28 protein-coding genes, 1 tRNA gene and 1 other RNA gene are annotated in these 26,728 nt (G+C 71.0%); 15 read left to right on the forward strand and 15 right to left on the reverse strand.

Going from position 1 to position 26,728, the window contains the following annotated elements:
* The first annotated feature begins 254 nt into the window (after positions 1-254).
* The 3 genes from ACFVTR_RS09935 to ACFVTR_RS09945 all read left to right on the forward strand — a co-directional run bounded on the left by ACFVTR_RS09935 (position 255) and on the right by ACFVTR_RS09945 (position 3,406).
* On the forward strand, positions 255-1,178 hold the full coding sequence (locus ACFVTR_RS09935; protein ID WP_387036918.1) for a S1C family serine protease: 924 nt from the start codon (positions 255-257) through the stop codon (positions 1,176-1,178).
* A 111-nt stretch (positions 1,179-1,289) separates the two neighbouring features.
* On the forward strand, positions 1,290-3,029 hold the full coding sequence (locus tag ACFVTR_RS09940) for a hypothetical protein (RefSeq protein ID WP_387036919.1): 1,740 nt from the start codon (positions 1,290-1,292) through the stop codon (positions 3,027-3,029).
* Positions 3,030-3,214: 185 nt separating this feature from the next.
* Positions 3,215-3,406: a hypothetical protein gene (locus tag ACFVTR_RS09945; protein ID WP_387036921.1), complete on the forward strand. Its 192-nt coding sequence runs from the start codon at positions 3,215-3,217 to the stop codon at positions 3,404-3,406.
* Positions 3,407-3,614: 208 nt separating this feature from the next.
* Here ACFVTR_RS09945 and ACFVTR_RS09950 read toward each other — a convergent pair whose 3' ends face one another.
* From ACFVTR_RS09950 to ACFVTR_RS09960, 3 genes are read right to left on the reverse strand one after another with little or no spacing between them, the layout of a single operon-like run.
* Positions 3,615-4,370, reverse strand: a complete 756-nt coding sequence (locus tag ACFVTR_RS09950; protein WP_387036922.1) for a DivIVA domain-containing protein — start codon at positions 4,368-4,370, stop codon at positions 3,615-3,617.
* Positions 4,367-5,578 carry a globin domain-containing protein gene (locus ACFVTR_RS09955; RefSeq protein WP_387036925.1) on the reverse strand — a complete coding sequence of 404 codons (1,212 nt, stop codon included), beginning with the start codon at positions 5,576-5,578 and terminating at the stop codon, positions 4,367-4,369. The genes ACFVTR_RS09950 and ACFVTR_RS09955 overlap by 4 nt, the downstream gene beginning before the upstream one ends.
* Before the next feature lie 4 nt (positions 5,579-5,582).
* Positions 5,583-5,987, reverse strand: a complete 405-nt coding sequence (locus ACFVTR_RS09960) for a group 1 truncated hemoglobin (protein WP_376945014.1) — start codon at positions 5,985-5,987, stop codon at positions 5,583-5,585.
* A gap of 203 nt (positions 5,988-6,190) precedes the next feature.
* Here ACFVTR_RS09960 and ACFVTR_RS09965 point away from each other — a divergent pair, with 203 nt between their 5' ends.
* Positions 6,191-6,460: a hypothetical protein gene (locus ACFVTR_RS09965; RefSeq protein ID WP_387036926.1), complete on the forward strand. Its 270-nt coding sequence runs from the start codon at positions 6,191-6,193 to the stop codon at positions 6,458-6,460.
* Here ACFVTR_RS09965 and ACFVTR_RS09970 read toward each other — a convergent pair.
* On the reverse strand, positions 6,405-6,968 hold the full coding sequence (locus ACFVTR_RS09970; protein ID WP_387036927.1) for a dihydrofolate reductase family protein: 564 nt from the start codon (positions 6,966-6,968) through the stop codon (positions 6,405-6,407). The genes ACFVTR_RS09965 and ACFVTR_RS09970 overlap by 56 nt on opposite strands.
* Positions 6,969-7,068: 100 nt before the next feature.
* Positions 7,069-7,839, reverse strand: a complete 771-nt coding sequence (locus tag ACFVTR_RS09975; protein ID WP_387036929.1) for a hypothetical protein — start codon at positions 7,837-7,839, stop codon at positions 7,069-7,071.
* 112 nt (positions 7,840-7,951) lie between these two features.
* On the opposite strand from ACFVTR_RS09975, the gene ACFVTR_RS09980 reads away from it, so the two are divergent.
* Positions 7,952-9,796 carry a bifunctional 3'-5' exonuclease/DNA polymerase gene (locus tag ACFVTR_RS09980; RefSeq protein ID WP_387036931.1) on the forward strand — a complete coding sequence of 615 codons (1,845 nt, stop codon included), beginning with the start codon at positions 7,952-7,954 and terminating at the stop codon, positions 9,794-9,796.
* Here the strand turns inward: ACFVTR_RS09980 and ACFVTR_RS09985 are convergent.
* On the reverse strand, positions 9,775-10,395 hold the full coding sequence (locus ACFVTR_RS09985; protein ID WP_387036933.1) for a PadR family transcriptional regulator: 621 nt from the start codon (positions 10,393-10,395) through the stop codon (positions 9,775-9,777). The two genes, ACFVTR_RS09980 and ACFVTR_RS09985, sit on opposite strands and share 22 nt — an antisense overlap.
* A 207-nt stretch (positions 10,396-10,602) precedes the next feature.
* On the opposite strand from ACFVTR_RS09985, the gene ACFVTR_RS09990 reads away from it, so the two are divergent.
* Entirely contained in the window at positions 10,603-11,124 is a 522-nt protein-coding gene (locus ACFVTR_RS09990) for a DUF3145 domain-containing protein (protein ID WP_387036934.1), read from the forward strand.
* Between the two features lie 136 nt (positions 11,125-11,260).
* Here the strand turns inward: ACFVTR_RS09990 and ACFVTR_RS09995 are convergent, their stop codons facing one another.
* From ACFVTR_RS09995 to aceE, 6 genes are all read right to left on the reverse strand, one after another.
* The gene (locus ACFVTR_RS09995; protein WP_387036936.1) at positions 11,261-12,496 is read right to left on the reverse strand and encodes a beta-ketoacyl-[acyl-carrier-protein] synthase family protein; all 1,236 of its coding nucleotides are present in this window, start codon (positions 12,494-12,496) and stop codon (positions 11,261-11,263) included.
* 82 nt (positions 12,497-12,578) lie between these two features.
* Entirely contained in the window at positions 12,579-12,827 is a 249-nt protein-coding gene (locus ACFVTR_RS10000) for an acyl carrier protein (RefSeq protein ID WP_026378239.1), read from the reverse strand.
* Positions 12,828-12,893: 66 nt separating this feature from the next.
* On the reverse strand, positions 12,894-13,898 hold the full coding sequence (locus ACFVTR_RS10005) for a beta-ketoacyl-ACP synthase III (RefSeq protein ID WP_387036938.1): 1,005 nt from the start codon (positions 13,896-13,898) through the stop codon (positions 12,894-12,896).
* Between the two features lie 26 nt (positions 13,899-13,924).
* A complete protein-coding gene (locus ACFVTR_RS10010) occupies positions 13,925-14,845 on the reverse strand; it encodes an ACP S-malonyltransferase (RefSeq protein WP_387036940.1) in 921 nt (306 codons plus the stop codon).
* Between the two features lie 127 nt (positions 14,846-14,972).
* On the reverse strand, positions 14,973-16,184 hold the full coding sequence (locus ACFVTR_RS10015; RefSeq protein WP_376945034.1) for a PucR family transcriptional regulator: 1,212 nt from the start codon (positions 16,182-16,184) through the stop codon (positions 14,973-14,975).
* A gap of 11 nt (positions 16,185-16,195) precedes the next feature.
* Positions 16,196-18,922, reverse strand: a complete 2,727-nt coding sequence (gene aceE, locus ACFVTR_RS10020; protein WP_387036942.1) for a pyruvate dehydrogenase (acetyl-transferring), homodimeric type — start codon at positions 18,920-18,922, stop codon at positions 16,196-16,198.
* 169 nt (positions 18,923-19,091) lie between these two features.
* Between aceE and ACFVTR_RS10025 the strand changes: the two genes are divergently transcribed.
* Both ACFVTR_RS10025 and ACFVTR_RS10030 read left to right on the forward strand, forming a co-directional pair.
* Entirely contained in the window at positions 19,092-19,559 is a 468-nt protein-coding gene (locus ACFVTR_RS10025) for a peroxiredoxin (RefSeq protein WP_387036944.1), read from the forward strand.
* A gap of 46 nt (positions 19,560-19,605) precedes the next feature.
* Positions 19,606-19,678: transfer RNA gene (locus ACFVTR_RS10030), tRNA-Val, on the forward strand.
* A gap of 41 nt (positions 19,679-19,719) precedes the next feature.
* Here ACFVTR_RS10030 and ACFVTR_RS10035 read toward each other — a convergent pair.
* Positions 19,720-20,307: a TetR/AcrR family transcriptional regulator gene (locus ACFVTR_RS10035; protein WP_387036945.1), complete on the reverse strand. Its 588-nt coding sequence runs from the start codon at positions 20,305-20,307 to the stop codon at positions 19,720-19,722.
* 104 nt (positions 20,308-20,411) lie between these two features.
* On the opposite strand from ACFVTR_RS10035, the gene ACFVTR_RS10040 reads away from it, so the two are divergent.
* From ACFVTR_RS10040 to ACFVTR_RS10065, 6 genes are all read left to right on the forward strand, one after another.
* Positions 20,412-20,801, forward strand: coding sequence for a DUF1304 domain-containing protein (locus ACFVTR_RS10040; protein WP_387036947.1), 390 nt, complete (start codon positions 20,412-20,414; stop codon positions 20,799-20,801).
* 74 nt (positions 20,802-20,875) lie between these two features.
* Positions 20,876-21,901 carry an NADP-dependent oxidoreductase gene (locus ACFVTR_RS10045; RefSeq protein WP_387036949.1) on the forward strand — a complete coding sequence of 342 codons (1,026 nt, stop codon included), beginning with the start codon at positions 20,876-20,878 and terminating at the stop codon, positions 21,899-21,901.
* A gap of 65 nt (positions 21,902-21,966) precedes the next feature.
* A complete protein-coding gene (locus tag ACFVTR_RS10050; protein ID WP_387036951.1) occupies positions 21,967-22,785 on the forward strand; it encodes a Nif3-like dinuclear metal center hexameric protein in 819 nt (272 codons plus the stop codon).
* 34 nt (positions 22,786-22,819) lie between these two features.
* A complete protein-coding gene (locus tag ACFVTR_RS10055) occupies positions 22,820-23,557 on the forward strand; it encodes a zinc ribbon domain-containing protein (RefSeq protein WP_387036952.1) in 738 nt (245 codons plus the stop codon).
* A gap of 20 nt (positions 23,558-23,577) precedes the next feature.
* An RNA gene (rnpB, locus tag ACFVTR_RS10060) (RNase P RNA component class A) lies at positions 23,578-23,955 on the forward strand.
* A gap of 105 nt (positions 23,956-24,060) precedes the next feature.
* Positions 24,061-24,780, forward strand: a complete 720-nt coding sequence (locus ACFVTR_RS10065; RefSeq protein WP_387036954.1) for a 4a-hydroxytetrahydrobiopterin dehydratase — start codon at positions 24,061-24,063, stop codon at positions 24,778-24,780.
* Positions 24,781-24,847: 67 nt separating this feature from the next.
* On the opposite strand, the gene ppgK is transcribed toward ACFVTR_RS10065, so the two are convergent.
* The gene (gene ppgK / locus ACFVTR_RS10070) at positions 24,848-25,600 is read right to left on the reverse strand and encodes a polyphosphate--glucose phosphotransferase (protein WP_387036955.1); all 753 of its coding nucleotides are present in this window, start codon (positions 25,598-25,600) and stop codon (positions 24,848-24,850) included.
* 42 nt (positions 25,601-25,642) lie between these two features.
* Positions 25,643-26,515 carry a type I methionyl aminopeptidase gene (map, locus tag ACFVTR_RS10075; RefSeq protein ID WP_387036957.1) on the reverse strand — a complete coding sequence of 291 codons (873 nt, stop codon included), beginning with the start codon at positions 26,513-26,515 and terminating at the stop codon, positions 25,643-25,645.
* An 11-nt stretch (positions 26,516-26,526) separates the two neighbouring features.
* On the opposite strand from map, the gene ACFVTR_RS10080 reads away from it, so the two are divergent.
* On the forward strand, positions 26,527-26,712 hold the full coding sequence (locus ACFVTR_RS10080; RefSeq protein WP_387036959.1) for an SPOR domain-containing protein: 186 nt from the start codon (positions 26,527-26,529) through the stop codon (positions 26,710-26,712).
* Positions 26,713-26,728: the final 16 nt, after the last annotated feature.

The raw sequence follows: 26,728 nt of genomic DNA on the forward strand, positions 1-26,728 counted from the left end.
CAGACGAGCCGATCGAGCCCGGCCCGTAGATCCGCATATCGCGGCTTGATCGGCACCCCGAAGTCGAACTCGCTCCGCCCGACCGACTCGGGCCCGCGTGTGACCTACGCGGTGTCGAGTGACAGCGAGACCTGATGCGGGAAGCGACAGCCGCTGGGGGACGTCGACAACATCCAGTGGTGAAGGGTCGTCGACTTCGTCAGCCCTGCGCGAACCCGGGCCGCTGGGCCGTCCGGCAGGTCGAGACTGGCTGTATGGACGACGATGAAGCCCTCGACGCGTACTCGGCGGCGGTCGTGCGCGTCGCCGAGACCGTGCTGCCGTCGATCGCGGCGGTGAGCGTGCGCACCGCCGCCGGCTCAGGCGCAGGCAGCGCCTCGGTGATCAGCGCCGACGGCCGCCTCCTGACGAGCGCGCACGTGGTCGTCGATGCGTCCGCGGTCGAACTCGCCTTCGCCGACGGCAGCTCGACCGACGCCGAGGTGGTCGGCGTCGACGTGCTCTCCGACCTCGCGGTGCTGCGCGCGACGGGGCCGACGCCGGGTCCGGTGCCGCTCGGCGACGCGACGCGGTTGCGCGTCGGACAGCTCGTCGTGGCCCTCGGCAACCCGCGCGGGCTCGCCGGCAGCGTCACCGCCGGCATCGTCTCAGCACTCGGCCGTTCGCTGCCGACCGGCGCGGGCCGAGTGATCGACGAGGTGATCCAGACGGATGCGGCGCTCAATCCCGGCAGCAGCGGGGGAGCACTCACCGACAGCGCGGGCCGGCTCGTCGGCGTCAACACCGCGGTCGCCGGCTTCGGGCTCGGGCTCGCGGTGCCGATCAACGCCACGACGCTCGGCATCATCGAGAAGCTCACGGCAGACGGGCGCGTGCGTCGGGCGTGGCTGGGCGTGGCCGGGGCGAAGGTGCCGTTGAGCCCCGAGGCCGCCGCACGGGTCGGATCGCCCACCGGCATGCAGGTCATGTCGACGGTCGCAGGCAGCCCGGCCGCATTGGCCGGAGCTCGCAGGGGCGACGTCGTCGTCACGATCGACCGCACCCCCGTGTTCGACCCGACCGGCGTGCAGCGCCTCATGGTCGAAGACGCCATCGGCCGAAGTATGGAGATGACCGTGCTGCGCAACGGTGCGCTCGTCGATCTGGTGCTCGCGCCCGAGGAACTGCCGAGCCGCTGACGCGGCGCTGCTGCGTCCTCGTGCCGCGGTCTTGACCACAGCTCGACACGGTGCCACGCTCGCACTTGTGGGTGGGTACGCCTGCGGTCGGCAGCTCGGGGGGGCGAGCAGATGACGAAACGATTCCTTCACGCGTTCGAACGTCTCGATGACTCGGTCGTCGCGGAGATCCTGACCAACAAGCTCAGCGACGAGTCCTACGAGGGGGTCTGGAGCCGAGTGCGAGACCCGATCTACATCTTCGCGGACCACAACATGGACGGCACGAAGATGACCCACCACGGTGGGACCATCGCCGGCACGGCCACCGGCGTCCCCGTGCAGCTGCTCTTCTGGGGTTCGTGGTGGAACGGCCCGGGGAGCGGCATGAAGGGGGAGATCATCGCCCAGACCCATCGGCTGCTCGCGTCCCGCTACTTCACGCAGCTCGTGCAGTACGGGATCCCGCGAGCGCCGGTCTGGCGCGGCGCGATGACCGTGATCTCGCCGGGCCCGCCCATGAGCGGCAGCGGGACGGAGACGATGCGCGCCACACTCGACATGGTCGACGACCTGCTCGACGACGACGTGTTCCCCGATCCAGACGACGGCCCGCGCATCGCGTTCGTCGTCCTGCTTCCCGACGGCTACGTGGTCACCGACGGCGGTCTCGGCGCGCACTGGCACGACTACGACTTCGACGGGCCGTTCGACTCCGACGAGTACTGGGCAGGCTGGGTGCGGCTCGCCGACGCCGGCGGCTCGGCGCCCGACGAGACCGTGGTCACGGTCGCGCACGAGATCGCCGAGATCGTGACCGATCCCGAGGGCGACGGCTGGCACACCGAGGTCAACAGCGGTGCGAACGAGATCGTCGACGCCGGCCAGTCGCCGCGGCCGGGAAACACACCGTGGACGGCGAACGCCACCGACCAGACCGCCTACACCGACGACGTCAAGCTGCAGGCCTACTGGTCGAATGCGCACGGCCGCACGGTGATCCCCGTCAACGAGGGCTACGCCGCACGGCTGCGCGTGAAGCTCCGCGAGACGTCGCGCCGCACGCTCGGCGAGGGCACGTTCCGGCCTGGCAAGGGCGGGCTCTCCTTCTGCATCGCGGACCGCGACTACTGGTGGAAGACCTCCGCCCTCGATGAGCGGATCCACGTGCGCTTCGACGCGACCGGATTCCGCACCGCGAAGGCCTCCGCGTGGACGATCAACGGGCACGCACTCAGCGCAGCCTCGGGGACGATCACGCTCTCCGTGACAGTTCAGGGCTTCAGCGGAAAGGAGCCCCACGAGTATCCGGCCTCCGTCGTGCTGGGGTACGCGGTCACGTCGAACGGCCTCGACATCACCGTCACGGGGGTCACCGGCGGATTCCCGATCACCGTCGGCTGTGCGATCACGGATGCCGACGTCACGGGCAACGTGCTGTCGCAGCCGACAGCGAGGCCGAGCGTCCTCATCGGCGTCCGCGGGGCTGTCGTGGAGATCGATCCGTCGTACACGCGCCAGTTCGAGGGGTGTCTGAAGGTCTTCCTCCGCCGCTACCAGGAGATGTACAACCCGACGCGCCGTCCACGGCCGGGCGATCCGCCGCCCTTCGACATCGAGCTGATCCGACAGCGGCTGCGCGTCCAGACGCCGCAGGAGGAGTGGGACCGGGTGCGCAGGGTCGCCGATGGAATCACCGCCGCCTTCGCGATGCTGGAGCACGATGAAGCTCGCGAGTACTCGATGTCGCTGCTGCAGGGGTTGCCTACGCTGAGCTCGCCGTTCACCATCGAGGAGCTCGAGGGCGGGTTTGTGCCACTGAAGGTGCACTCGGTCGAGCAGGACGGGATGACAGAGCCGCGGGCCGACTAGACCCGCATGCCGTCGTCCGCAGCCGAGGGCAACTGCACCTTCCACGAGGTGTCGGCCCCGCCCGGCCGCGCGTACACTGAGCGGCGAGCGCCGGGGTCGCGCTCGGGCGGTCGCTGCCGGTTCGTCGGCAGGCCGCCCGGTGCGGTCACCCCGAGCTGCGATCCACCCTTCCCAGGAGGTGCGAGATGACCGACAGGAACTCCAACGCGGGATGCTTCGCCGGAGGCGGCGCAATCTACGGGCTCGGCGTCATCGGCGCCTGGGTGTTCTTCTTCCAGCGGGCCGACGAGTTCTGGCTGTTCATCTGGGCCTTCTTCCAGGGCATCTTCTGGCCCGCCTTCATGGTCTACGAGCTCTTCACGCAACTCGTGAGCTAGCTGTACCGAGTCGGGAGGGGCAGGGGACTCCGTGGCCGTCGTGTCCGATGACAGCGATGGGTCGGAGAAGGGCGCCGAACCGGCCGTACCTGACGAAGCACTCCGAGCTGCGTCCTGAGCCGGGTTCCGGCCGGGCCGCCGCTCGGACCGGCGTGGTTGCCCGCGCATGCGGTGCGGCCGACGCCTCCGTCGGCCGCGCCGAGCGCGGTCAGGGCTTGATGTACGTCTGCCGCTGGATGGCGGGCTCTGGCGGCACCGCCGGCAGCCAGTCGGGCTCATCGTCGATGCCGTCGTGGTCATCGGATGCGTCCTCCGGATTGCTCGCGGGGGCGCTCCGGGGCTGCGGCAACGAGCCGAGCCGGTCGACCTGCTCGGCGAGGGCCTCGAGCACCGAACGCAGCTGCACTTGGGCGACCTTCGCGTAGGTGCGCACGTACTCGATCTCGGGCATCGAGCCATGAGATGCAGCGTCGGGTGCGGCGGCACCCGATCCAGCGTGGGCCTCCTCGGCGCGCGCGGCGCGTTCGAGCACATCGCGGTACTCCTCGCGAGCGGCCAGCACCAGGTCTCGTGCGTACTGCTCGGCGTCGGCGACCGCACGGTCGGCGATCGTCTGCGCCTGCGAGAGCAGATCGACCGCGCCGAGCGTGACCTCCTCGTCGTGCTTCGCCTCGGCGGTGGAGCTCAGTCGCGCGTTCTCGGCGCGCAGCGCGTCGATCTCGCGGCGATCATGCTCTGCCGCGGCGCGTACGGTGTCGATCGCCTCGTTGAGTTCGGCGAGGAACTCATCGATCTCGGAGCGGTCGTACCCGGCCCCGATGTGACGCACCGAGAACTTCGCCGGGTCGGTCTTGGGGAGCCGGGCGATGGCGCGGGCGAGGTCGACCGCAGGCACGGGATCAGGCGCGGTCACCGGGGTCGGAGCGGTGTCGGACCGGAGTTCGTTGTCAGGGTCGGGCGTCATCGTGCACTTCCCAATCGTTCGGCGGGCTGCGCGGACGGCTGCCCATCTCGGATGTCGCGACGAGGGCCGCTCGCACCGCCGTCTTCGAGCGTCGCGAATTGCTCGAAGCGGAGATCACCGGCCTTCAGGCCGGCGCTGCGGAGTTGCGCGAGGGTGTGCCGCACCATGGCGGGGGAGCCGCAGACCATCGCCAGGGAGTCGGGGCGCAGGCCCTCGGCCACCGCGACATCGCCGACCAGCCCCGTGCGTCCGGGGTAGCTCGGGTCGTCGGAGATGACGGGCGTGTAACTGAACCAGGGTCGGCCCGCGAGGCTCTGCAGCAGGCGGTGCTCGTACAGGTTCCACGGCACGCGTGCACCGTGGAAGAGGTGGACGCGGGGGGCTCGGCCGGTCTCCTGCCAGTCGAGGTCGATGCGCTCCAGGTGCGCACGGAGCGGCGCGAACCCGGTGCCCCCGGCGACCATCAGCAGGTCGCGCTCGTGCTCGTCGGAGGTGAGCGTGAGCTCGTTGCCGACGGGCGCCCCGAGGCGCAGCACGTCACCGGCTTTGAGTTTGCGGACGATCGCGCTCGACACCTGACCGCCGGGCACGAGCTGCACGTGGAACTCGAGCGAGCCGTCGGGCCGCGGCGCGTTGGCAATGCTGAGATAGCGCCACAGGCGCGGCGCGTACGTCGTCTCGACCGCGACCGATTGACCGGGTTCGAAGACCAGGGCGGGTTCGGGGCGCACCTGCACGACCGCGAGTTCTATGCCGCGTCGTTCGACGGCGGTGACGTGTCCCTCCCAGAAAGCCGGACTGTCGCCCTCGGACTCCTCGGCGGCCTGCACCATCGCGGTGGCGATGACGCCGTACGCCGCGGCCCAGTCTGCCGCGAGCTCGGGCGTCCACCGCTCGCTAAGGAAGTGCTTCAGCGTCGTGAGCAGCGAGAGGCCGACCGCGTCGTAGTGTCCCGCGACCACCTGGAAGCGCCGGTGATCGCGACCGAGCTGCTGGATGAACGCGGTGACCTCGTCGAGCTGGTCGACGTTCGACACGATGCGTCCCAGCGCGCCGACGAGCCGGTCGCGCTGGGTCGCCATCGACACCGGGAACATCCCCCGCAGTTCGGGGTGGGTGTAGAAGAGGTGCGAGTAGAAGAACAGCGGCACCTCGTCGCCGAGCGACTCGGCGAGCGACCAGCTGTGCTTCAGTGCGGCGGTGTCCACCGCATCACTCCTGCGTCGAGGTGACCTCGACGATGTCGGGTTGCGTCGCCGCGACCGCGCTCACGGTGCGGTCGATGATCTCGGCCGGCACGCCCGCCTCGGTCAGCGCGGTCACGAGGTGCCCCGCGACGGCCGCGAAGTCGTCGGCGGAGATGCCCATGCCGGCGTGCGCCGTGCGCACGTCGCGGCCCTCGTAGACGACCGGCCCGCCCATCACGTGCGAGACGAGCGCGACCTGGTGCCGCTTGAGGCGGACCATCTCGATGCCGTCGAAGTAGCGCACGAGGTCGTCGTCGCCGAGCACCAGCTCGTAGAAGCGGTTGACCACCGCCGTGATCGCCGGGGCACCGCCGACTGCGGCGTAGTCGCTGAGGGCTTCGGGCTCGGTCTGCAGGGTGGAGGAACTCATCGTCGGGTCCAATCGTCGTGCCGATAGGGGGCGCACCCTTCCTAGCAGACGAGGTCTCGCAGAGCCAAGACGAAGGCCCGGATCGGCCTCGCGGAGCCCCGGGCGGACGTGCCGGAACTCGGGATGCGATCTCCCTTTCCGTCGGCGTCGGCTCGGAGTGGGTTGCAGCTGACGGGCGGGCCATCGATGCAGGGAGGCGCGAGATGACCGACAGGAACTCCAACGCGGGATGCTTCTCCGGAGGCGGCGCCATCTACGGGCTCGGCGTCATCGGCGCCTGGGTGTTCAACTTTCAGCAAGCCGACCAGTTCTGGCTGTTCATCTGGGCCTTCTTCCAGGGCATCTTCTGGACCGACTTCATGGTCTACGAGCTCTTCACGCAGCTCGTGAGCTCGGCGAGGAGTTCGGCCCGTCGCGTCACGCCCGGCCGCGCCCCGCGAAGCGGTACCGCTCGTAGACGACGCGCGACGTGAAGGTGCGCGTCTCGACGAGTTCGAGGTCGATCTGCGCCGCGACCGGCGGCAGCAACGGGGTTCCACCGCCGACGACAACCGGGTTGCGGAAGATGCGCAATTCGTCGACGAGTCCCAGCTCGATCGCCTCGGCGGCGAGGCCCGCGCCGCCGATCTCGACGTGCTGGTCGGTTGCGGCGAGCGCGGCCGCGACCTCGTCGGCGAGCGAGCCCTCGGCGAGACGTGCGCTGCCTTCGACGCGGTCGAGCGTGCGACTGAAGACGACCTTGGGCAGTGCGTTCCAGGCGTCGGCGAATTCGGCACCGAGTTCTTCATCGCGAAGCGAGGGATCGTTCTCCCAGGGCAGCATCGTCTCGTAGAGCCTGCGGCCGCACACGACGCCGCCGAGCGTGCGGGTCTCCTCGAGGTGGAAGCGGAACTGCTCCTCGCTCGGCACGGACCAGTCGAACCGCCCGTCGCGGTCGGCGATGTACCCGTCGATCGAGACGCTCATCGAATAGATCAGCATGGTGTGCCCTTCATCGGTGTGTGCCTACATGATGCCGCCGATTCGCGACCGCTGCCATCGAGCGGTCGCCGCTCAGAGCAGTCGGTTCACGGAAGGCGGTTCACGATGAAGCGCCGGCGGTCACCGCGCCGCCGACGGCGAGCGCATCGACCGCGGCGTCGCCGCGCAGGCGGCGCATGATCGCCACCACTTCGTCGACCACCTCGACGGTCAGCGCGCGGCACACGATGCTCGTCGGGCTGATCGCGTCGAGCCCGCCGGCACGGATGCGGATCACGTCCCATCCGACCTCGTGCAGGGCCTCGTCCTTCTCGAGATCGGACGCCGCCTTCAGGCCTGAGTGCGCCCGTCGCGAGCGGCCCGGGTCGTCGTACTCGACGGCGATGCGCAATTGCGGCACGAGGATGTCGGGCCAGACCTCCTGGCGCCCGTAGAACGTGCGGGCGATGCGCACGGCGTTCACCCGGTGATGCAGGCGGATGCGTTCGCCGAGCAGGACACGCAGGCGCTGCTCGGTCGCGGACGTGCGGGTGCGCAGACCGTGGTTCATGTAGGCGAGGCCGGCCTCGCGGGCGGCGCTCGGTCCGGCAGCGTTGCGGCGGCACTTCGGACACCCCGGGCTCGTCAGGGCCTCGCGCGCGGTCGCGGTGTAGCGGTCGTGGCCGCGATCGCAGCGCCAGTCGTACTCGGCGCCGATGCGGGTCTCGACCGCCAGTCGCGCACGCTGTGCGGGCGCCACTCTGCGCAGCAGTTCGCTGCGCGAGCGCTGCGTCTCGTCGATGAGCATGCACAACGGGCAGCCGCGCGAGAGCGTGACCGTGCCCTCGCCTGACGCAGCCCCGTGCCCGCAGCGGAATCTCACGGCGACCATGCGTCGCCTCCCGTGCTCCTCATGCCGATGATCCTGCCCCGCACCACCGACACCGGCGCCGCTGCGGCATCCGCGGTGCACCGCTGTCGGTGCCCGGCACGAGAATGGAGGGATGCGGATCGCGATCGGAACGGCGCCGCGCGGCCGGGTCGCGCTCGTCGACGTCGATGATCCGTCGCACCCGATCGCGGTGCTCGACGCCGACGAGCTGCCCGCCGCGGTCGCCGAGCTCGAGCGGCAGCGCCCCAGATGGGTGTGGAGCGACGCCCGACGCTGGTATCCGGCGCTGCTCGGTGCAGGCGTGCGCGTCGAGCGCTGCCACGACCTCCTGCTCGGCGGGGCGATCGTCGAAGGCTCGGCCGACACGGTCGCGGCTCGTGCGGCCGACGACGAGCCGCGCCCGCGTTGGCTCTCGGCAGCACCCAACCTCGCGAGCCTCGAGGGCGCGATCCCCGTCGCGCCGAGCGCCGCCACGGCGGCCGCACGATCGACCGCGCTGTTCGACTTCCACGAGTTCGCTGATGAGTCGGCCGGGGCCGACACCGAGGCCGCCGCGCAGGCCGCGAGCGTCGTGCCTCCCGGTAGGGCGAGCGGTGACGCCGAGGCATCCGACACGCTCGCCGGCGACGTCACGGTCGACGCCGTCGTCGCCGAGTACCGGCGGCAGCTGCGCCTCGTCGAGGCGAGCGCACGACCGCGCGCGTTGCAGCTCCTGCTCGCCGCCGAGTCGGCGGGGGCGCTCATCGGCGTCGAGCTGCAGGCGGCCGGCCTGCCGTGGGATCGCGGCGTGCACGAGGCCGTGCTCGAACGCGAGCTCGGACCGAAGCCGAAACCCGGGTGGAAGCCCGCCCGCATGGAGGCGCTCGCCCTCGAGGTGCGCGCCGCGCTCGAGCAGCCGACGGTCAACCTCGACTCGCAGGTCGACCTGCTCCGCGCGCTGCGGCGCGCGGGCATTCAGGTCGCCTCGACGGGCAAGTGGGAGCTGCGCGAGCACGATCATCCGGCGATCGAGCCGCTGCTCGCGTACAAGCGGCTCGCGCGGCTCCTCAGCGCGAACGGCTGGTCCTGGCTCGACGAGTGGATCCTCGACGGTCGGTTCCGCCCCGACTACGTGCCGGGCGGTACGGCCACCGGGCGATGGGCGACCTCGGGCGGTGGTGCGCTGCAGCTGCCGAAGAACGTCCGCGCCGCCGTGGTGGCCGACCCCGGATGGAAGCTCGTCGTCGCCGATGCCGCGCAGCTCGAGCCGCGGGTGCTCGCCGGGCTCGCCCGCGACGAGGCGCTCGCGGGCGCCGCGCGCGGCACCGATCTCTACCAGGGCATCGTCGACGCGGGGGTCGTCGAGACGCGCGACCAGGCGAAGGTCGCGATCCTCGGTGCGATGTACGGGGCGACGACCGGCGACAGCGGCCGCCTGGTGCCGCGCCTCGCGCGGGCGTACCCGCGTGCCATGGCGCTCGTCGACCGTGCAGCGGCGGTGGGGGAGCGCGGCGGCCAGGTCACCACGAACCTCGGTCGCTCCTCACCCCTGCCGCCGGCGTCGTGGCGCGAGACCCAGGCACGCGCGAGCGACCCCGAGGCCACGGCCGTCGACGAGCGGCGTGCGCGCTCCGTCGCGCGAGAGTGGGGACGGTTCACCCGCAACTTCGTCGTGCAGGGCAGCGCCGCCGAGTGGGCCCTCTGCTGGATGGCGGCCCTCCGCACCCGGCTCAGCGCGCTTCCGCCGTCGAGCACCCTGGCCCCGCGCTCCGGCCCGGCGTTCGCCGCGGTCCCGCACCTCGTGTACTTCCTCCACGACGAGATCATCGTGCACACGCCCGCCGATCGCGCCGACGAGGTCGCCGCCGCGGTCGCCGACTGCGCTGCGAGCTCGGGGCGTCTGCTCTTCGGCGACTTCCCGGTCGACTTCCCGCTCGACCTCGCGGTGGTCGACAGCTACGCGTTGGCCGAAGGCTGAGCGTCGGCGTCGGGCGCCGCTGCCGCCGACGGGCGTCGGCCGCGTCGGGGGCGCTCGGCGCTCGGCACGAGCTCGAGCGACGGTCCGGATGCCACGGCCACGGCCACGCCCTCGAGCCAGTCGATCGCCGCCCGGGCCCGCGCGGCATCGGCCGCCCGGGCGAGCCCGGCGAGTGCGGCGTCGGAGCCGGAGGTGTCGTCATCGCCCGCCGTGTGCTCGGCCTCAACGAGCCGTGCGCGCCAGCGCTGCGTCTCGGCCGCCACGATCGACGACACGTCCACGCCGGGCAGCGATGCCGCGATCAGCACGCGGTCGACCGTCTCGTCCCACGGGTCGGCGCCCGAGGCATCCTCGCCGCCGAGCCAGGCGTCGGCGGCGGCGCGCCCCACTGCGGTCAGCCGGTGCAGCGGCAGCCCGTCGTCGGTCGCGCCGGCGGCCTCGATGAGCTTCGCCTTGGTCGCACGCTCGAGCGTCGCGTAACTCTGGCCCACGTTGACCTGGCGCCGCCCGCCCGTCCGGGCGGTGAGCGCGCCGTGCAGCTGGAAGCCGTAGGCGGGGCCGGGGATGAGCGATGCCAGCAGTGCCTCACGTACGGCCATCCGCGACTCCTTCAGTGTCGGGCGAATACCTCACCGAGCATAGTGATCCTCGCGCCGCGATGCACCGCACCGGCCGCGACCCTTGTGAACCGCCCTGATCCGGGGCATAATCGGCGATGCGGCGCTTGCCGCGCACAATCGAACATCCGGCCACCCGCCGTTCAGAGGTCGTAGGGGAAGACGCACCTCAGCAGAACGGAGAAGGAGATGGCAGAGACGGTCGCGCGGGCCGCACGCTCCGCGCGGGGTGTGCTGTTCGTGCATTCCTCGCTGCGGGCGCTCTGTCCGCATGTCGAGTGGGCCGCTGGGCGCGCCCTCGGTGCACCCGTGAACTTCGATTGGCAGGAGCAGCCCGTGCTTCGCGGCGCCATGCGCGCGGAGTTCTACTGGGAGGGCGAACCCGGCACCGGCGCGAAGATCGCATCGGCGCTGCGCGGCTGGGAGCAACTGCGCTTCGAGGTGAGCGAAGACCCCACCCCGGGCAACGACGGGGCCCGATGGATGCACACGCCCGAGCTCGGTGTCTACTTCGCGCAGACCGATGCCGCCGGCAACACCGTCATCCCCGAAGACCGCGTCCGCTACGCGCTCGAGGTCGGCGGGCTCGATGCGCTCGAGGTGCACCGCGAACTGCGGCTCGCGCTCGGCCAGGCGTGGGATGACGAACTCGAGCCGTTCCGCCACGCGAGCGACTTCGCCCCCGTCGTCTGGCTGCACCAGGTGGGGTGACGAACCGAGGGCCCGCTGCGGCGCGACGCGGAGGTCGGAAGGGGGATTCCCGGCAGCCGTACGAGTGAAGCAGCGGCCCGACGACGACGAAGGTCCCGGTGCGATTCGCACCGGGACCTTCGTCATGCAGTGGGCGTCAGACCGACCGGAATCCGACGACCGCGTTGTGTCCGCCGAACCCGAACGAGTTCGAGATCGCGACGAGCTCGCCGTCGGCGAGCGCGCGCGGCTCGCGCACCACGTCGAGCGGGATCTCGGGGTCGAGCTCGGTGACGTTGATCGTCGGGGGAGCGGTGCGCTCATGGAGCGCGAGCACCGTGAACATCGCCTCGATCGCGCCCGCGCCTCCGAGCAGGTGCCCGGTCGATGCCTTGGTCGCACTGATCGCGATGTTGTCGAGGTGGTCGCCGAAGACCTCGCGGAGCGCCGTGTACTCGGCGATGTCGCCGACCGGCGTGCTCGTCGCGTGCACGTTCACGTGTGCGACGTCGCCGGGCTCGAGGCCGGCCGCTTCGAGGGTCGCGCGCATCGCACGCGAGGCCCCGAGACCCGTGGGGTCGGGCGCGGTGATGTGGTACGCGTCGCTCGTGACCGCGCCGCCGAGCAGCTCGGCGTAGATTCGGGCGCCACGGGCCTTCGCGTGCTCCTCGGTCTCGACGACGAGCGCAGCCGCGCCCTCGCCCATCACGAAGCCGTCGCGGTTGACGTCGTAGGGGCGGGAGGCCGTCGCGGGGTCGTCGTTGCGCTTCGAGAGCGCCTGCATCGACGCGAACGAGGCGATGGTGATCGGGTGGATCGCCGCCTCGGAGCCGCCGGCGATGACGACGTCGGCCTCGCCCGCCTGCAGCTGGTTGTAGGCGTTGACGAGCGACTCGGTGCTCGACGCGCACGCCGAGACGACGGTGCGGATGCCGGCACGGGCGTGCAGGTCCATGCCGACGGCCGCGCCCGGGCCGTTCGGCATGAGCATCGGCACGGTCATGGGCAGCACGCGACGCGGGCCGCGCTCGCGCAGGGTGTCCCAGGCGTCGAGCAACGTCCAGACGCCGCCGATGCCGGTCGCCCAGTCGACGGCGAGCCGCTCGGGCTCGACCTCGGGGGCGCCCGCGTCGGCCCAGGCCTCGCGGCCGGCGATGAGGGCGAACTGGCTCGAGGGGTCGAGACGCTTCATCTCGTGGCGCTCGAGCACCTCGGAGGCGGCGACCTTGGCGGTCGCGGCGAAGGTCACGGGCAGTTCGAGCTCGGCGACCCAGTCGTGCTCGAGGGCACGGGCACCGGACTCGCCTGCGAGCAGGGCTTTCCAGCTGTCACGAGCGGTGCCGCCGATGGGCGAGGTCGCACCGATACCCGTGATGACGATCTTCTTGGTCATGACGAAAACACTCCGGGGAGGAAGGCGAAGGAAATACGGATCGAGCGGGCCGGGCGATGCCGCGGCCCGCTCGTCGCGGCGACTAGGCCTGGGCCTTGACGATGAAGCTGACGGCGTCACCGACGGTCTTGAGGTTCTTGACCTCTTCGTCGGGGATCTTCACGTCGAACTTCTCTTCGGCGTTGACGACGATGGTCATCATCGAGATCGAGTCGATGTCGAGGTCGTCGGTGAACGACTTGTCCAGCTCAACCGTGTCGGTTGCGATGCCGGTCTCGTCGTTGATGAGCTCGGCCAGGCCGGCAAGCACTTCTTCGGTGGACAATGCCATGGTTCTTCTCCTTGAGGGGTGTCTCGTTTGACCGAGAGACAGTCTAGATGGACAGGGGTCGGCGGTTCAGGGAAGAACCACCACTTGGGCGCCGAACACGAGGCCCGCGCCGAAGCCGATCTGGAGGGCGAGGCCCCCGGAAAGTTCAGGGTGCTCTTCGAGCAGACGGTGCGTCGCGAGCGGGATGGACGCGGCCGAGGTGTTGCCGGTCGTCGCGATGTCGCGGGCGATCACGACGGACTCGGGCAGCTTCAGCTGCTTCGCGAACTCGTCGATGATGCGCATGTTCGCCTGGTGGGGGATGAAGGCGGCGAGGTCGGCGCTCGTGACGCCCGCGGCATCCAGTGCCTGCTTCGCGACCTTCGCCATGTCCCAGACGGCCCAGCGGAAGACCGTCTGGCCCTCCTGGCGCAGCGTCGGCCACTCGGCGGTGCCGTCGCGGTACTCGACGAGCGTGCCGTTCATGCCGACCGCACCCGCCTTGGAGCCGTCGGAGCCCCACACCGTGCGCGCGATCCCGGGCGTGTCGCTCGGGCCGATGACGGCGGCGCCGGCGCCGTCGCCGAGCAGGAACGAGATGCTCCGATCGGTCGGGTCGACGACGTCCGAGAGCTTCTCGGCGCCGATCACGAGCGCGTAGTGCGCGCCACCGGTGCGGATGAGGGCGTCGGCCTGGGCGACCGCGTAGGCGTAGCCCGCGCAGGCGGCGTTGCTGTCGTAGGCCGCGGCGGGGTTCGCACCCACCCGGTCGGCGACGACCGCGGCCATCGACGGGGTCTGCTGCACGTTCGAGATCGTCGCGACGATCACGAGGTCGATGAGCTCGGGCGCGACGCCCGAACGCTCGATCGCCTCCTTCGCCGCGTCGGTCGCGAGGTCGAGTGCCGACACCTCGGCGCCGGCACGGGCGCGGGTGATGATGCCGGTGCGCTGCTGGATCCACTCGTCGGAGGAGTTGATCGGTCCGATCAGGTCGTCGTTCGGCACCGCGTTCGCGCCGCGGGCGGCGCCCAGGGCGTAGATGCGCGTGTACGCGGGTCCGTGCGACTGCTGGAGCGTAGGTCTCGTCATGCTCGGCTTTCTCGTAGTGCGGGGGATCAGGCGGCCTGATCGATGAGGTCGATCGCGGTGGCGAGGTCGTCGGGCGTCTTCACGGCGACGGTCGGCACGCCCTTGAGCGCGCGCTTCGCGAGCCCGACGAGCGCGCCGGCGGGCGCGAGCTCGATGATGCCGGTCACGCCGGCGTCCGCGAAGGACTCCATGCAGCGGTCCCAGCGCACGGGCGAGGAGACCTGCCCGACGAGCAGCTCGAGGAAGGTCGCACCGGATGCCACGCGGCCGCCGTCGCGGTTCGACCACAGCGGCAGCGCGGGGTCGGCAGGGGCGAGGGTCGCGGCGACCTGTGCGAGCCGCTCGACCGCGGGCTGCATGTACCGGGTGTGGAAGGCGCCGGCGACCTGCAGCGGGATGACCCGTGCCCCGGCCGGCGGCTCGGCCTTCAGCTGCTCGAGCGCGTCGAGTGCGCCGGCGACGACGATCTGCCCGCCGCCGTTGAAGTTCGCGGGCTCGAGCCCGAGCTCGGCGAGGCGCGCCAGCAGTTCGGTCTCGTCGGCCCCGATGACGGCGCTCATGCCGGTGGCGACCTGCGCCGCGGCATCCGCCATGGCGCGACCGCGCTCGGCGACGAAGCCGATCGCGTCGGTGTCGCTGAGCACGCCGGCGCCGGCGGCCGCGGTGATCTCGCCGACCGAGTGGCCGGCGATGCCGCCGATGCGCTCGGCGCGGCCGTCGGCGAGCAGACCGCCGAGCGTGAGCAGCCCCGCCGCGACGATGAGCGGCTGCGCGACCGCGGTGTCGCGGATCGTGTCGGCGTCGCTGACGGTGCCGTGCGCGGCCAGGTCGAGGCCCGCGGCGGCGGAGAACGCGTCGAGGCGCTCGGCATAGCCGGGCACGTCGAGCCAGGGGGCGAGGAATCCGGGGGTCTGAGAGCCCTGTCCAGGGCAGACGACGACGATCACCACCCCAGTCTGCCAATCACCGGGCCGCAAGTGGTGTGCACACGCTACAAGCTCTTCGCGAAACCCTTGTGCCGACGACACAGCGGGCCCGGTCGGAACGCGCGCGAACGCATCGGGCGAGGCCCGATCAGGGGCGGCGTGGCGGCGTGCCGTGCTCGTGATCGCTCATCGAACCGATGATGAGCGCCGACTGCAGGATGAGCGCCTCGCGGGCGCCCGTGGCATCCCAGCCGATCACGTCGGATACGCGCTTCAGGCGGTACCGCACCGTGTTCGGGTGCACGAACAGCTCGCGCGCCGTCGCCTCGAGCGAGCGGCCGTTGTCGAGGTAGCTCCACAGCGTGGTGAGCAGCTCGGTCGAGTGCGCGCGCAGCGGACGGTAGATGCGGTGCACGAGGGTCGCACGGGCGAGCGGGTCGCCCGCCAGGGCGCGCTCGGGCAGCAGATCGTCGGCGTGCACCGGCCGCGGGGCGTGGCGCCACGATCGGGCGACGGCGAAGCCCGCGAGGGCGGCCTTCGCGCTCTTCGACGCGTCGACGAGGTTCGGCACCGCGTGCCCGAGCACGAGGTGCCCCGGGCCGAAGTGCGGTTCGAGCTGCGCGGCGATCTCCATGAAGGTCAGCGCCGGCGCGGTGCCGATCGCTTCGTCGGCCTCACGGGCGAGCGGGTCGGCCCGGCCGATGACGAGCACGAGCCGGTTGCCCTGCACGCCGATGAGGACATCGGCGTGCATGTGCCGGGCGGCCCGTCGCACGTGATCGACGTCGAGCTGCTTCGGTGCGGTGCCGACGAGCACCGCGACCTCGCCGTGACCGTGCCAGCCGAGGGCCGCGATGCGGCTCGGCAGCTCGTCGTCGGCCTCGCCCGAGAGGATCGAGTCGACCACGAGCGCCTCGAGCCGCGCATCCCAGAGGCCGCGGGCCTCGGCGGCGCGCGCGTACACGTCGGCCGCCGCGAAGGCGATCTCACGCGAGTAGAGCAGGATCGCCTCGCGGAGCGGCTCGCCGCCGTCCTTGACGCGGTCCTCGACGACCTCGACCGTCACCCTGATGAGCTGCAGCGTCTGCTGCAGGCTCACCGATCGCAGCAGCTCACGTGGAGCCGCGCCGAACACGTCGGCGGCGATCCAGGGCGTCGATCGAGGGTCGTCGAACCACGCGATGAACGAGGAGATGCCGGCCTGGGCGACGAGGCCGACGGCGGAGCGGCGGCTCGGCGGCATGTCGCCGTACCACGGCAACGTGTCTTCGAGTCGTTTGAGCGTCGCGGTCGCGAGCTCGCCCGCGATGGTCCGCAACCACGCGAGCGTCTCCGCCTTCGTCTTCGGCTTCGTCGCCACCTCGTCGCCTGCTAGCTCTCGCCGCCGGCCGATCCGGTCGTGCCGGCGTTCACGTCGTGCAGACGGTACTTCTCGATCGCCTGCGCGGGCAGCGCACGGTCGACCTCGCCGCGCTCGGCGAGCATCTCGAGCGTGCGGACGACCACCGAGGGGCCGTCGATCTTGAAGTAGCGGCGTGCGGCCGGACGCGTGTCGGAGAACCCGAAGTCGTCGGCGCCGAGCGTCGCGAACTGGCCGGGCACGTAAGCACGGATCTGGTCGGGCACGGCGTGCATGTAGTCGGACACGCCGACGAACGGGCCGCGCGCCCCCGCGAGCTTCTGCGTCAGGTATGAGACGCGACGCTCGGCGTCGGGGTTCAGGAAGTTGTGCTCGTCGGCGGCGAGGCCGTCGCGACGCAGCTCCGACCAGCTCGTGACCGACCAGACGTCGGCCGACACGCCCCAGTCCTCGGCGAGGAGCTGCTGCGCCTCGAGGATCCACGGCACGGCGACGCCGGAGGCGAGCAGCTGCGCCTTCGGGCCTGCGGTGTTCGACTCCGAGAGACGGTGGATGCCGCGGAGCAGGCCCTCGGCGTCGACCCCCTCGGGCTCGGCGGGCTGCACGATCGGCTCGTTGTACACGGTGAGGTAGTACATGACGTTCGGGTCGGCGTGGTTGCCGCCGTACATGCGCTCGAGGCCGGCGCGCATAATGTGCCCGATCTCGTAGCCGTAGGCGGGGTCGTACGACACGACCGCGGGGTTCGTCGACGCGAGCAGCGGCGAGTGGCCGTCGGCGTGCTGGAGGCCCTCACCCGTGAGGGTGGTGCGTCCGGCGGTCGCGCCGATGATGAAGCCGCGCGCCATCTGGTCGCCGGCCGCCCACATCGCGTCGCCCGTCCGCTGGAACCCGAACATCGAGTAGAAGACGTAGACCGGGATGAGGGGCTCGCCCTGCGTGGCGTACGAGGTGCCGATGTTCGTGAACGCGGCGAACGCTCCGGCCTCGTTGATGCCGACGTGGACGATCTGACCCTGCGGGCTCTCCTTGTAGGCGAGGAGCAGCTCGCGGTCGACCGAGGTGTAGTGCTGGCCGTTCGGGTTGTAGATCTTCGCGGTCGGGAAGAACGCGTCGATGCCAAAGGTGCGCGCCTCGTCGGGGATGATCGGCACGATGCGGTGGCCGAAGTCCTTCGAGCGGATGAGGTCCTTCAGGAGACGCACGAAGGCCATCGTCGTGGCGATCTCCTGCGTGCCCGAGCCCTTCTTCGCGATCGCGTAGGTCGAGTCGTCGGGCAGGTTGAGCGCGACGTGCTTCGAGCGGCGCTCGGGCACGTAGCCGCCGAGCTCGCGGCGGCGCTCCTGCAGGTACTGGATCGCCTCGTCGTCCTGACCGGGGTGGTAGTAAGGCGGCAGGTACGGGTTCTCCTCGAGCTGCGCGTCGGAGATCGGGATGCGCATCTCGTCGCGGAAGGTCTTGAGGTTGTCGAGCGTCATCTTCTTCATCTGGTGCGTCGCATTGCGCCCCTCGAAGGACTTGCCGAGACCGTACCCCTTGATGGTCTTCGCGAGGATGACCGTGGGCTGGCCCTTGTGCTCGGTCGCCGCCTTGAACGCCGCGTAGATCTTGCGGTAGTCGTGGCCGCCGCGCTTGAGGCCCCAGACCTCGTCGTCGCTGAGGTGCGAGACGAGCTCGAGCGCCCGCGGGTCGCGACCGAAGAAGTTCTCGCGCACGTAGGCGCCCGACTCGGTCTTGTACGTCTGGTAGTCGCCGTCGGGGGTGACGTTCATCAGGTTGCGCAGCGCGCCGTCGTGGTCGCGCGCGAGCAGGTCGTCCCACTCGCGGCCCCAGACGACCTTGATGACGTTCCAGCCGGCGCCGCGGAAGAAGCTCTCGAGCTCCTGGATGATCTTGCCGTTGCCGCGCACCGGGCCGTCGAGGCGCTGCAGGTTGCAGTTGATCACGAAGTTGAGGTTGTCGAGACCCTCGTTCGCGGCGACCTGGAGCTGACCGCGGCTCTCGACCTCGTCCATCTCGCCGTCGCCGAGGAACGCCCAGACCTGCTGGTCGGAGGCGTCCTTGATGCCGCGGTTGGTGAGGTACTTGTTGAGCTGCGCCTGGTAGATCGCGTTGATCGGGCCGAGGCCCATCGAGACGGTCGGGAACTGCCAGAACTCGGGCATGAGGCGCGGGTGCGGGTAGCTCGAGAGGCCGTGCGGGGCACGCGACTTCTCCTGGCGGAAGCCGTCGAGGTCGTCCTGGTCGAAGCGCCCTTCGAGGAACGCGCGGGCGTACATGCCGGGGGAGGCGTGGCCCTGGAAGAAGATCTGGTCGCCGCCGCCGGGGTGGTCCTGGCCGCGGAAGAAGTGGTTGAGTCCGACCTCGTAGAGCGACGCGGCGCCCGCGTAGGTGGAGATGTGGCCGCCGACGGCGATGCCGGGGCGCTGCGCACGGTGCACCAGGATGGCGGCGTTCCAGCGGAGCCAGGCGCGGTAACGGCGCTCGATGTCTTCGTTGCCGGGGAACGCGGGCTCGTTCTCGGGGGCGATCGTGTTCAGGTAGTCGGTCGTCGGCACCATCGGCACGCCGAGGTGGAGCTCCTTCGAGCGCTTGAGCAGGCTGAGCATGATCTCGCGCCCGCGCTGGTGGCCCTTCTCGGCGACGAGGGCGTCAAGGGATTCGGCCCACTCGCTCGTCTCCTCGGGATCGGCGTCCAGCGCCTCGACGGAGTAAGGGTCCTGGTCGTTGACAGTCACACTCGACCTTTCTCTACGGCAGATCTACGGCGCGCGGGGTGCTGCGCGCACGACGAACGGCCGGGTTTCGACCGATCACACTTGGCCATACTAGTGACATTCGCACAACGTTTCGGCTCGGTCGGCTGTGGCTTCGCTCAGCCTTCCCACAAAGCAGAGAAGAGATCGGATGCCGCTGCAGATCGGTGCCCCCGCCCCCGACTTCGAACTCGTCGACCACCTCGGCCGCACCGCGCGGCTGGCCGAGCTCCGGGCCGAGAAATCGGTCGTGCTCGTCTTCTTCCCGCTGGCCTTCTCGCGCACCTGCCAGGGGGAGCTCGGCGCGCTGCGCGACGACTTCGCGATGTTCGAGGACGCGGGCGTGCGCCTGGTCGGCATCTCGGTCGACTCGAAGTTCGCGCTGCGCGCCTGGGCCGAGGAGCAGGGCTACGGCTTCCCGCTGCTCGCCGATTTCTGGCCGCACGGCGAGGTCGCGAGGGCGTACGACGCGTTCGTCGAGGACCGCGGCTACGCGGCCCGCGCGACCTTCGTGATCGACGAGGCGGGCGTGATCCGTGCGGCCTTCGCGACGCCGGCCGGCGAGCCGCGCACGATCGAGCAGTACCGCGCGGCGCTCGAGCTGCTGCGCGCAGGCTGAGCGCGCCGTCCGCGATAGCATTGCGGATGCGTCGCACATGCGCGACGGGCCTTTAGCTCAGTTGGTAGAGCGCCACGTTTACACCGTGGATGTCGTCGGTTCGAGCCCGGCAGGGCCCACCCATTCCGTCCCGAGCTGACGCTCCATCGTCGCGGTCGCGTCAGGCTGGGTGCGTGGCGATGAGGGCCCTCGCGTTGTCGAGGTAACCGGCCGCGGCCTCGGGGTCGACGCGCACCGATGCGAAGGCCGAGATGACGAGCCCCGTGCAGATGTCGGCGAGCAGATCCTGAGAATCGCGAGTCGCGCCGGCGGCGCGCGCTCGCACGCCGTTGCCGAACGCCGCGCGGAGCTCCGCCCGGTACGAGGCGATCGTGCGCGCGACGGCGTCGTCGTGCCCGATGGGGGAGGCGGAGGCGTTGACGAGGAGACACCCACTCGTTGCCGGCAGCGTGCCGTGCCGGGTCAGCGCCCCGCGCAGGCCCGTCAGGTACTCCTCGAGCGCGGTCGGGGCGACGGGGTCGACGGTCAGCGGCGCGAGCCGGGGGCGGATCACCTCGTCGAGGTAGCTGTCGACGGCTGCGTCGAACAGGCCCCGCTTCGAGCCGAACGCGTGGTAGATGCTCGACCGGCTGAGTCCGGTGACACGCTCGAGCTCGGGCAGCGCCGCGCTCTCGAAGCCGTGCTCCCAGAACACCGCCCGCGCAGCGCGCACGACGTCGCCCGTGTCGAACGTCTGCGTGCGTCCCATCGGTGACTCCATCTCGATTTGCGTACCGGTCGGTCCAGTATATATTGGATCGAACGGTACAGTAATCATCCTCGGCACCCTGCCGCTTCGAAAGGACTCCCCATATGGTCATCGCGGGACTCGTGCTCGCCGGCATCGCGGCGCTCGTGCACGTCTTCATCTTCTATCTCGAGTCCATCGCCTGGACGAGCAAGCGGGCCCGGAGCATCTTCGGCACCGGCACGGTCGAACAGGCCGCCGTGCAGAAGGAGCTCGCGTTCAACCAGGGGTTCTACAACCTCTTCTTGGCGGTCGCAGTCGTGCTCGGCATCGTGTTCTTCGCCATCGGCGATGCGACGATCGGCGCGACCCTCGTCTTCACCGGCGCGGGCTCCATGGTCGCCGCGAGCCTCGTCCTGCTCCTCTCGAGCCCCGACAAGGCGGGCGCCGCGCTCAAGCAGGGCGTCGTCCCCGCACTCGCCGTCGTCGCGCTCGCGATCGGACTCGCACTCTGACGCGAGCCGGCCACCCGATCGATTCCGACTTCCCGACACCCCACCCTGCCCCGCAGCACTCGCAGAGAAGAGCCATGAGCAACACCACCAGCACGCAGATCCATCTCGCCCGCCGCCCGCAGGGCTGGCCGACGCACGACGACTTCCGCACGGTCACCGTCGTGCACCCCGAGCTCGCGCCGGGGGAGGTGCGCGTGGCCAACGAGTTCGTCTCCGTCGACCCGTACATGCGCGGGCGGATGAACGACGTGCGCAGCTACGTCGCCCCCTACGCACTGGGCGAGGTGATCGCCGGCGGCGCGATCGGTCGCGTGGTCGCCTCGGCCGCCGAGCAGCTGCCCGTGGGCACCGTGGTGCTGCACCAGCACGGGTGGGCCGATACCGTCCAGGCGCCGGCCGGATCCTTCCGCGCGGTGCCCGAGGTGCCCGGCGTGCCGTCGTCGCTCCGGCTCCACATCCTCGGAATGACCGGGCTGACGGCCTACGTCGGGCTGACCGCCATCGCCGGTCTGCGCGAGGGCGACACGGTCTTCGTCTCGGGTGCCGCCGGAGCCGTCGGCACCGCCGTCGGACAGATCGCGAAGCTCCTCGGCGCGAAGCGGGTGATCGGATCGGCCGGCACCGCGGAGAAGGCGGCACTGCTCACCGAGAAGTACGGCTACGACGCGGCGTTCGTCTACAGGGATGCTCCGGTGCGCGAGCAGCTCGCCGCACTGGCGCCCGAGGGGGTCGACGTCTTCTTCGACAACGTCGGCGGCGACCACCTCGAGGCGGCGCTCGACGTGATGAACGACGGCGGGCGGCTCGCGCTCTGCGGCGCCATCGCCGGCTACAACACCACCGAGCGGGTGCCGGGACCCGACAACCTCGCGAACATCATCACCCGCGGCCTCAGCGTCACCGGGTTCACGCTCGCGGCGTACCTCCACCTGGCGCCCGAGTTCACCGAACGGATGACGGGCTGGTTCGCCGAGGGCCTCATCGCGTACGACGAGACCGTCGTCGACGGCATCGAGCACACGGTCGAGGCGTTCCTCGCGATGATGCGCGGCGCCAACACGGGCAAGATGCTCGTGCGCGTCGGCGGCGCACCCGCCTGACGAGACGACGCCGACCGGCGGTCGGGCCGCTCGTCGCCACGGGGGCCCGACGCTAGGCTGGACGGGTGCCCCAGCAACTCGCCGATGTCCTCGCCGTCACCGAACGACTGTGGCCGGCGTCGGGTACCGAGCCGTGGGATGCCTCGGGGCTCGTCTCCGGGGCGATGGACGCCCCGGTTCATCGCATCCTCCTCGCGGTCGACGCCGTCGCGGCCACCGTCGACGAGGCCGTCGAGCAGGGCGCCGATCTGCTGATCGCGCACCACCCGCTGCTCCTCCGCGGCGTCACGAGCATCGCCGAAGACCGCTACAAGGGTGCGCTGCTCGCGAAGCTCATCCGTGGCGGCAGCGCGCTGCTCGCGGCGCACACGAACGCCGACGTCGTCGCGACCGGCACCTCCGCGGTGCTCGCCGAACGGCTCGGGCTCGTCGAGACGCAGCCGATCGAGGCATCCGACGACGGCGTCACCGGCATCGGCCGAGTGGGCCGGTTCGCCGAGCCGACCACCCTCGGCCGGCTCGCCCGCCACCTCGCCGAGGTGCTGCCGCCGACCGCGACCGGCGTCCGCGTCGCGGGCGGCTTCGACGACCCCGTCGAGACCGTCGCCGTGTGCGGCGGCGCCGGCGACTCGCTGCTCGGCCACCCGCTCGTGCGCGCTGCCGACGTCTACGTCACCGCCGACCTCCGCCACCACCCCGCCTCCGAGGCGCGCGAGCAGGCCCTCCTCGGCGGCGGCCCGGCCCTCGTCGACGTCTCGCACTGGGCGAGCGAATGGCTCTGGCTCGACACCGCCGCCGCGGAGCTGCGCGCGGCGCTGCCCGGCGTCGAGGTCGCCGTGAGCGAGATCCGCACCGACCCCTGGGATTTCCAGGTCGTGCAATGATGACTTCCACCCCGACCCCCACGAGGAGCAACACGTGAAGGCCAGCCCCGCCGAGCAGCAGGAACTCCTGCGCCTGCAGTCGATCGACACCCGGATCGCGCAGCTCGCGCATCGTCTCGGCGCACTGCCGCAGACCGCCCCGCTGGCCGAACTCGCACAGCGCGACGCCGACGTGCGCGGTACCCGCGCCGAGGCGATCGGCACCCTCGAAGACGCGAAGGCCGAACTCGCGCGCCTCGAGTCCGACGTCGCGCTCGTCGAGGCGCGGATGGCCCGCGACAGCGAGCGGCTCCAGCACACCTCCTCGGTGAAGGACGTCACCGCCCTCGAGGCCGAGCTCGCGTCGCTCGCGAAGCGCCGCTCCGACCTCGAGGACCAGGAGCTCGTCGTCATGGAGCGCGTCGAGGAGGCCGAGGTGGCCGTCTCGAGCATCGACCTCCAGCGCGCGGCGATCGTCACCGAAGTGGCCGCACTCGAAGCCGAGCGCGACGAGGCAGCGGGCACGCTCACGGTCGAGCGCGAGCAGACCGTACGCGACCGCGAGGTCGTCGCTGCGGGGGTCCCGGCCGAGCTGCTCGCCTTCTACGAGCAGCGTCGCACCAAGGGCGCCGGCGTCGGTGCGGCCCTGCTGAGCCAGCGCACCTGCGGCGGCTGCACGATGACACTCACCGGGTCCGATCTCGAGGCGGTGCGCCGCGCCGCGCCCGACGAGGTGCTGCAGTGCCCCGAGTGCGACCGCATCCTCGTGCGTACCGACGAGTCGGGTCTCTGACGCTAGACTTCAGGGGCGAGTGGGTCGGCAAGACGGTCGCGTCGCACGGTCTCGATCGTGCGCCGAGGAACGTCCGGGCTCCACAGGGCAGGACGGTGGGTAACACCCACCCGGGGCAACCCGCGAGACAGTGCCACAGAAAGCAGACCGCCCGGTGCGCAAGCGCCGGGTAAGGGTGAAACGGTGGGGTAAGAGCCCACCAGCGGTCGCGGTGACGCGATCGGCTCGGTAAACCTCGTCCGGAGCAAGGCCAGACAGGAGACCATGGGGCTGCCCGCCCCGTCTCCGGGTAGGCCGCTGGAGGGTCACGGCAACGTGCCCCCGAGAGAGATGGCCGTCCAGCCGGTGTCGCGCAAGCGCCCGGTGAACAGAACCCGGCGTATCAGCCGGCCCGCTCGCACCCCTCCGCACGCCGAGGGGTACCATCCCGTGTCCGGCGGGCATATCCGCATTCGTGCTGCGTCGATGGCCGCCGCGGCCGACCATGGCTAGACTCCGCGTCCATGGACATGCTGAAGGGCGATCAGATCGCCGCGGCCGACTTGACCGACTGGCGCAAGCTGGCCCAGGGGCTGCATGCCCGGTTCGTGGTCGACGACTTCAGCTCCGGCGCACGGTTCGTCGTCGCGGTGGGCGAGGCGGGCGACGCCCTCGGCCACCACCCGCGCGTGTCGATCGGCGACGGACACGTCGATCTCGAGTTGGTCAGCGACGACGCCGTCTACCGCGACGACGAGGGCACCGAACACCTCGTCGAATGGGTGACCCGGCAGGACGTCGAGCTCGCGCGACGGATCACCGAGATCGCCGCGGACCACGGGGTCGCCGCCGACCCGGCCTCGGTCAGCGAGATCGAGCTCGGTCTCGACACGTCCCGCTCGGCGACGATCGCTCCGGTGTGGGCCGCACTGCTGACCGGGAGTGCCGAGTCGCAGGGACGGGGGTCTCCCAGCGACGAGATCCGAGACGCCACGGGACGGGTGCCGAACCTCTGGTTCGGTGACGGCGACGGTGACGGCGACGAGCACCGGACTCCGCGTCAGCGGTTCCATCTCGAGGTCTACGTGGCGCCCGAGGTCTCCGAGCAACGGATCGCCGCCGCGGTCGCCGCGGGTGGGACGGTCGTCGACGACCGCGATGCGCCCTCGCTGACGGTGATCGCCGATCAGGACGGCAACACCGGAGTCGTCTGCGTCGACGTGTCCGCTGCGCAGCGGCCGTGAGTCGCCGACTCCGGCGAGCAGAACCGCGGGGCTCGGCTCGGCTCGGCTCGCCTCGGCTTGCTTGCCCCTATTTCGCCGCGAGCGACGCGGCGCCGAGGATTCCCGCGTTGTTGCGGTGCACCGCCGGCACGATCGGGGTCTTCAGCTCGAGCAGCGGCAGGAACTGCTCGTGGTGCTTCGAGACGCCGCCTCCGATGACGAACAGGTCGGGGGAGAAGATGAACTCGACGTGGGCGTAGAAGCGCTGCAGCCGCTCGGACCACTGCGCCCAGTCGAGCCCCTCGCGCTCCATGGCCGAATAGGCGGCGCGCTTCTCGGCTTCGGTCCCGTCGAGCTCGATGTGGCCGAGCTCGGTGTTCGGCACGAGCACGCCATCGTAGAGGAACGCCGAGCCGATGCCGGTGCCGAGCGTGGTGAGGATCACGAGCCCGTCGGCGTCGACCGCCGCGCCGTAGCGCGATTCGGCGTAGCCGGCGGCATCCGCGTCGTTGATGAAGTGGATCTCGCGGCCGAACGTCTGCTCGAAGAGCTCTTCGGCGGGCAGGCCGATCCACTCGCGCGAGATGTTCGCGGCCGAGAGCGTGCGCCCGCGCTTCACGATCGCGGGGAAGCAGACGCCGAGGGGGAGCGAGTCGTCGAAGTCGGCGGAGAGGCGTCCGAGCAGCTCTTCGGTCGCCGCGAGGATGTCGTCGGGGCGGCCGCCCTCGGGCGTCTTCACCTTGATGCGGTCGGAGACCAGCTCGCCCGAGCCGAGGTCGACGACGGCGCCCTTGATGCCCGTGCCGCCGATGTCGATGCCGATCGCGAGTTCCGTGCTCATGCGTTTCACATTAGCCCGAGCACGCGCGGCGGCCGTCGAGGCTCAGGGGAGCGTGAGGATCTCGGCGCCCCGCTCGGTGACGACGAGCGTGTGCTCGAACTGGGCGGTGAGCGAGCGGTCGCGGGTGACGACCGTCCAGTCGTCGTCCCAGACGTCCCACTCGATCGTGCCGAGGGTGAGCATCGGCTCGATCGTGAAGACCATGCCGGGCTCGATCACGGTCGTCGCGCTCGGATCGTCGAAGTGGGGGATCACGAGCCCGGTGTGGAACGCGCGCCCCACGCCGTGGCCGGTGTAGTCGCGCACCACGCCGTAGCCGAACCGCTTCGCGTACGCCTCGATCGCGCGTCCGATGACGTTCACCTGGCGACCCGGGGCGACGGCGCGGATGCCACGCGCGAGCGCCTCGCGCGTGCGCTCGACGAGGAGCGCCGGCTCGCTGTCGGCTCCGCCCGCCTCGCCGACGAGGAAGGTGTGGTTGAGGTCGCCGTGCATGCCGTCGAGGTAGGCGGTGACGTCGATGTTCACGAGGTCGCCGTCGGCGAGCGCGGTGTCGTCGGGGATGCCGTGGCAGATGACCTCGTTGACGGAGGTGCAGCTCGACTTCGGATAGCCCCGGTAGCCGAGCGTCGACGGGTAGGCGCCGTGCGCGACGACGTACTCGTGCGCGATGCGGTCGAGCTCGTCGGTCGTGACGCCGGGCCGGATCGCCGCGGCCGCGGCCTCGATCGCGCCGGCGGCGACGCGCCCGGCCGCGCGGATGCGCTCGACCTCGTCGGGCGTGTAGCGGTCGCCGTCGAGATTCGCGGCAGGGGCCGCGCGACCGACGTACTCGGGTCGGGCGATCGACGCCGGGACGGGGCGATTCGGTGACAGTCGGCCGGGGATCAGGTGGCCGGAGGCATCCTTGGGCATAGGATCAGCCTATGGCCGAGGACATCGAGCACCGGTACTGGTACAACCTCAAGACCGGCGAGGTCGAGCACGGATTCGTCTCGCCGTCGGTCGATCGGGTCGGCCCGTTCGAGACGCACGCGGAGGCCGAGCGGGCGCTCGAGATCCTGCGTGCGAACAGCGCCAAGTGGGCCGAGGAGGACGCCCAGGAGAGCTGAGCGGCGGCCGCGCCGC

The sequence above is a fragment of the Agromyces sp. NPDC058126 genome, from assembly GCF_042884595.1.
Classification (GTDB): Bacteria; Actinomycetota; Actinomycetes; order Actinomycetales; family Microbacteriaceae; genus Agromyces.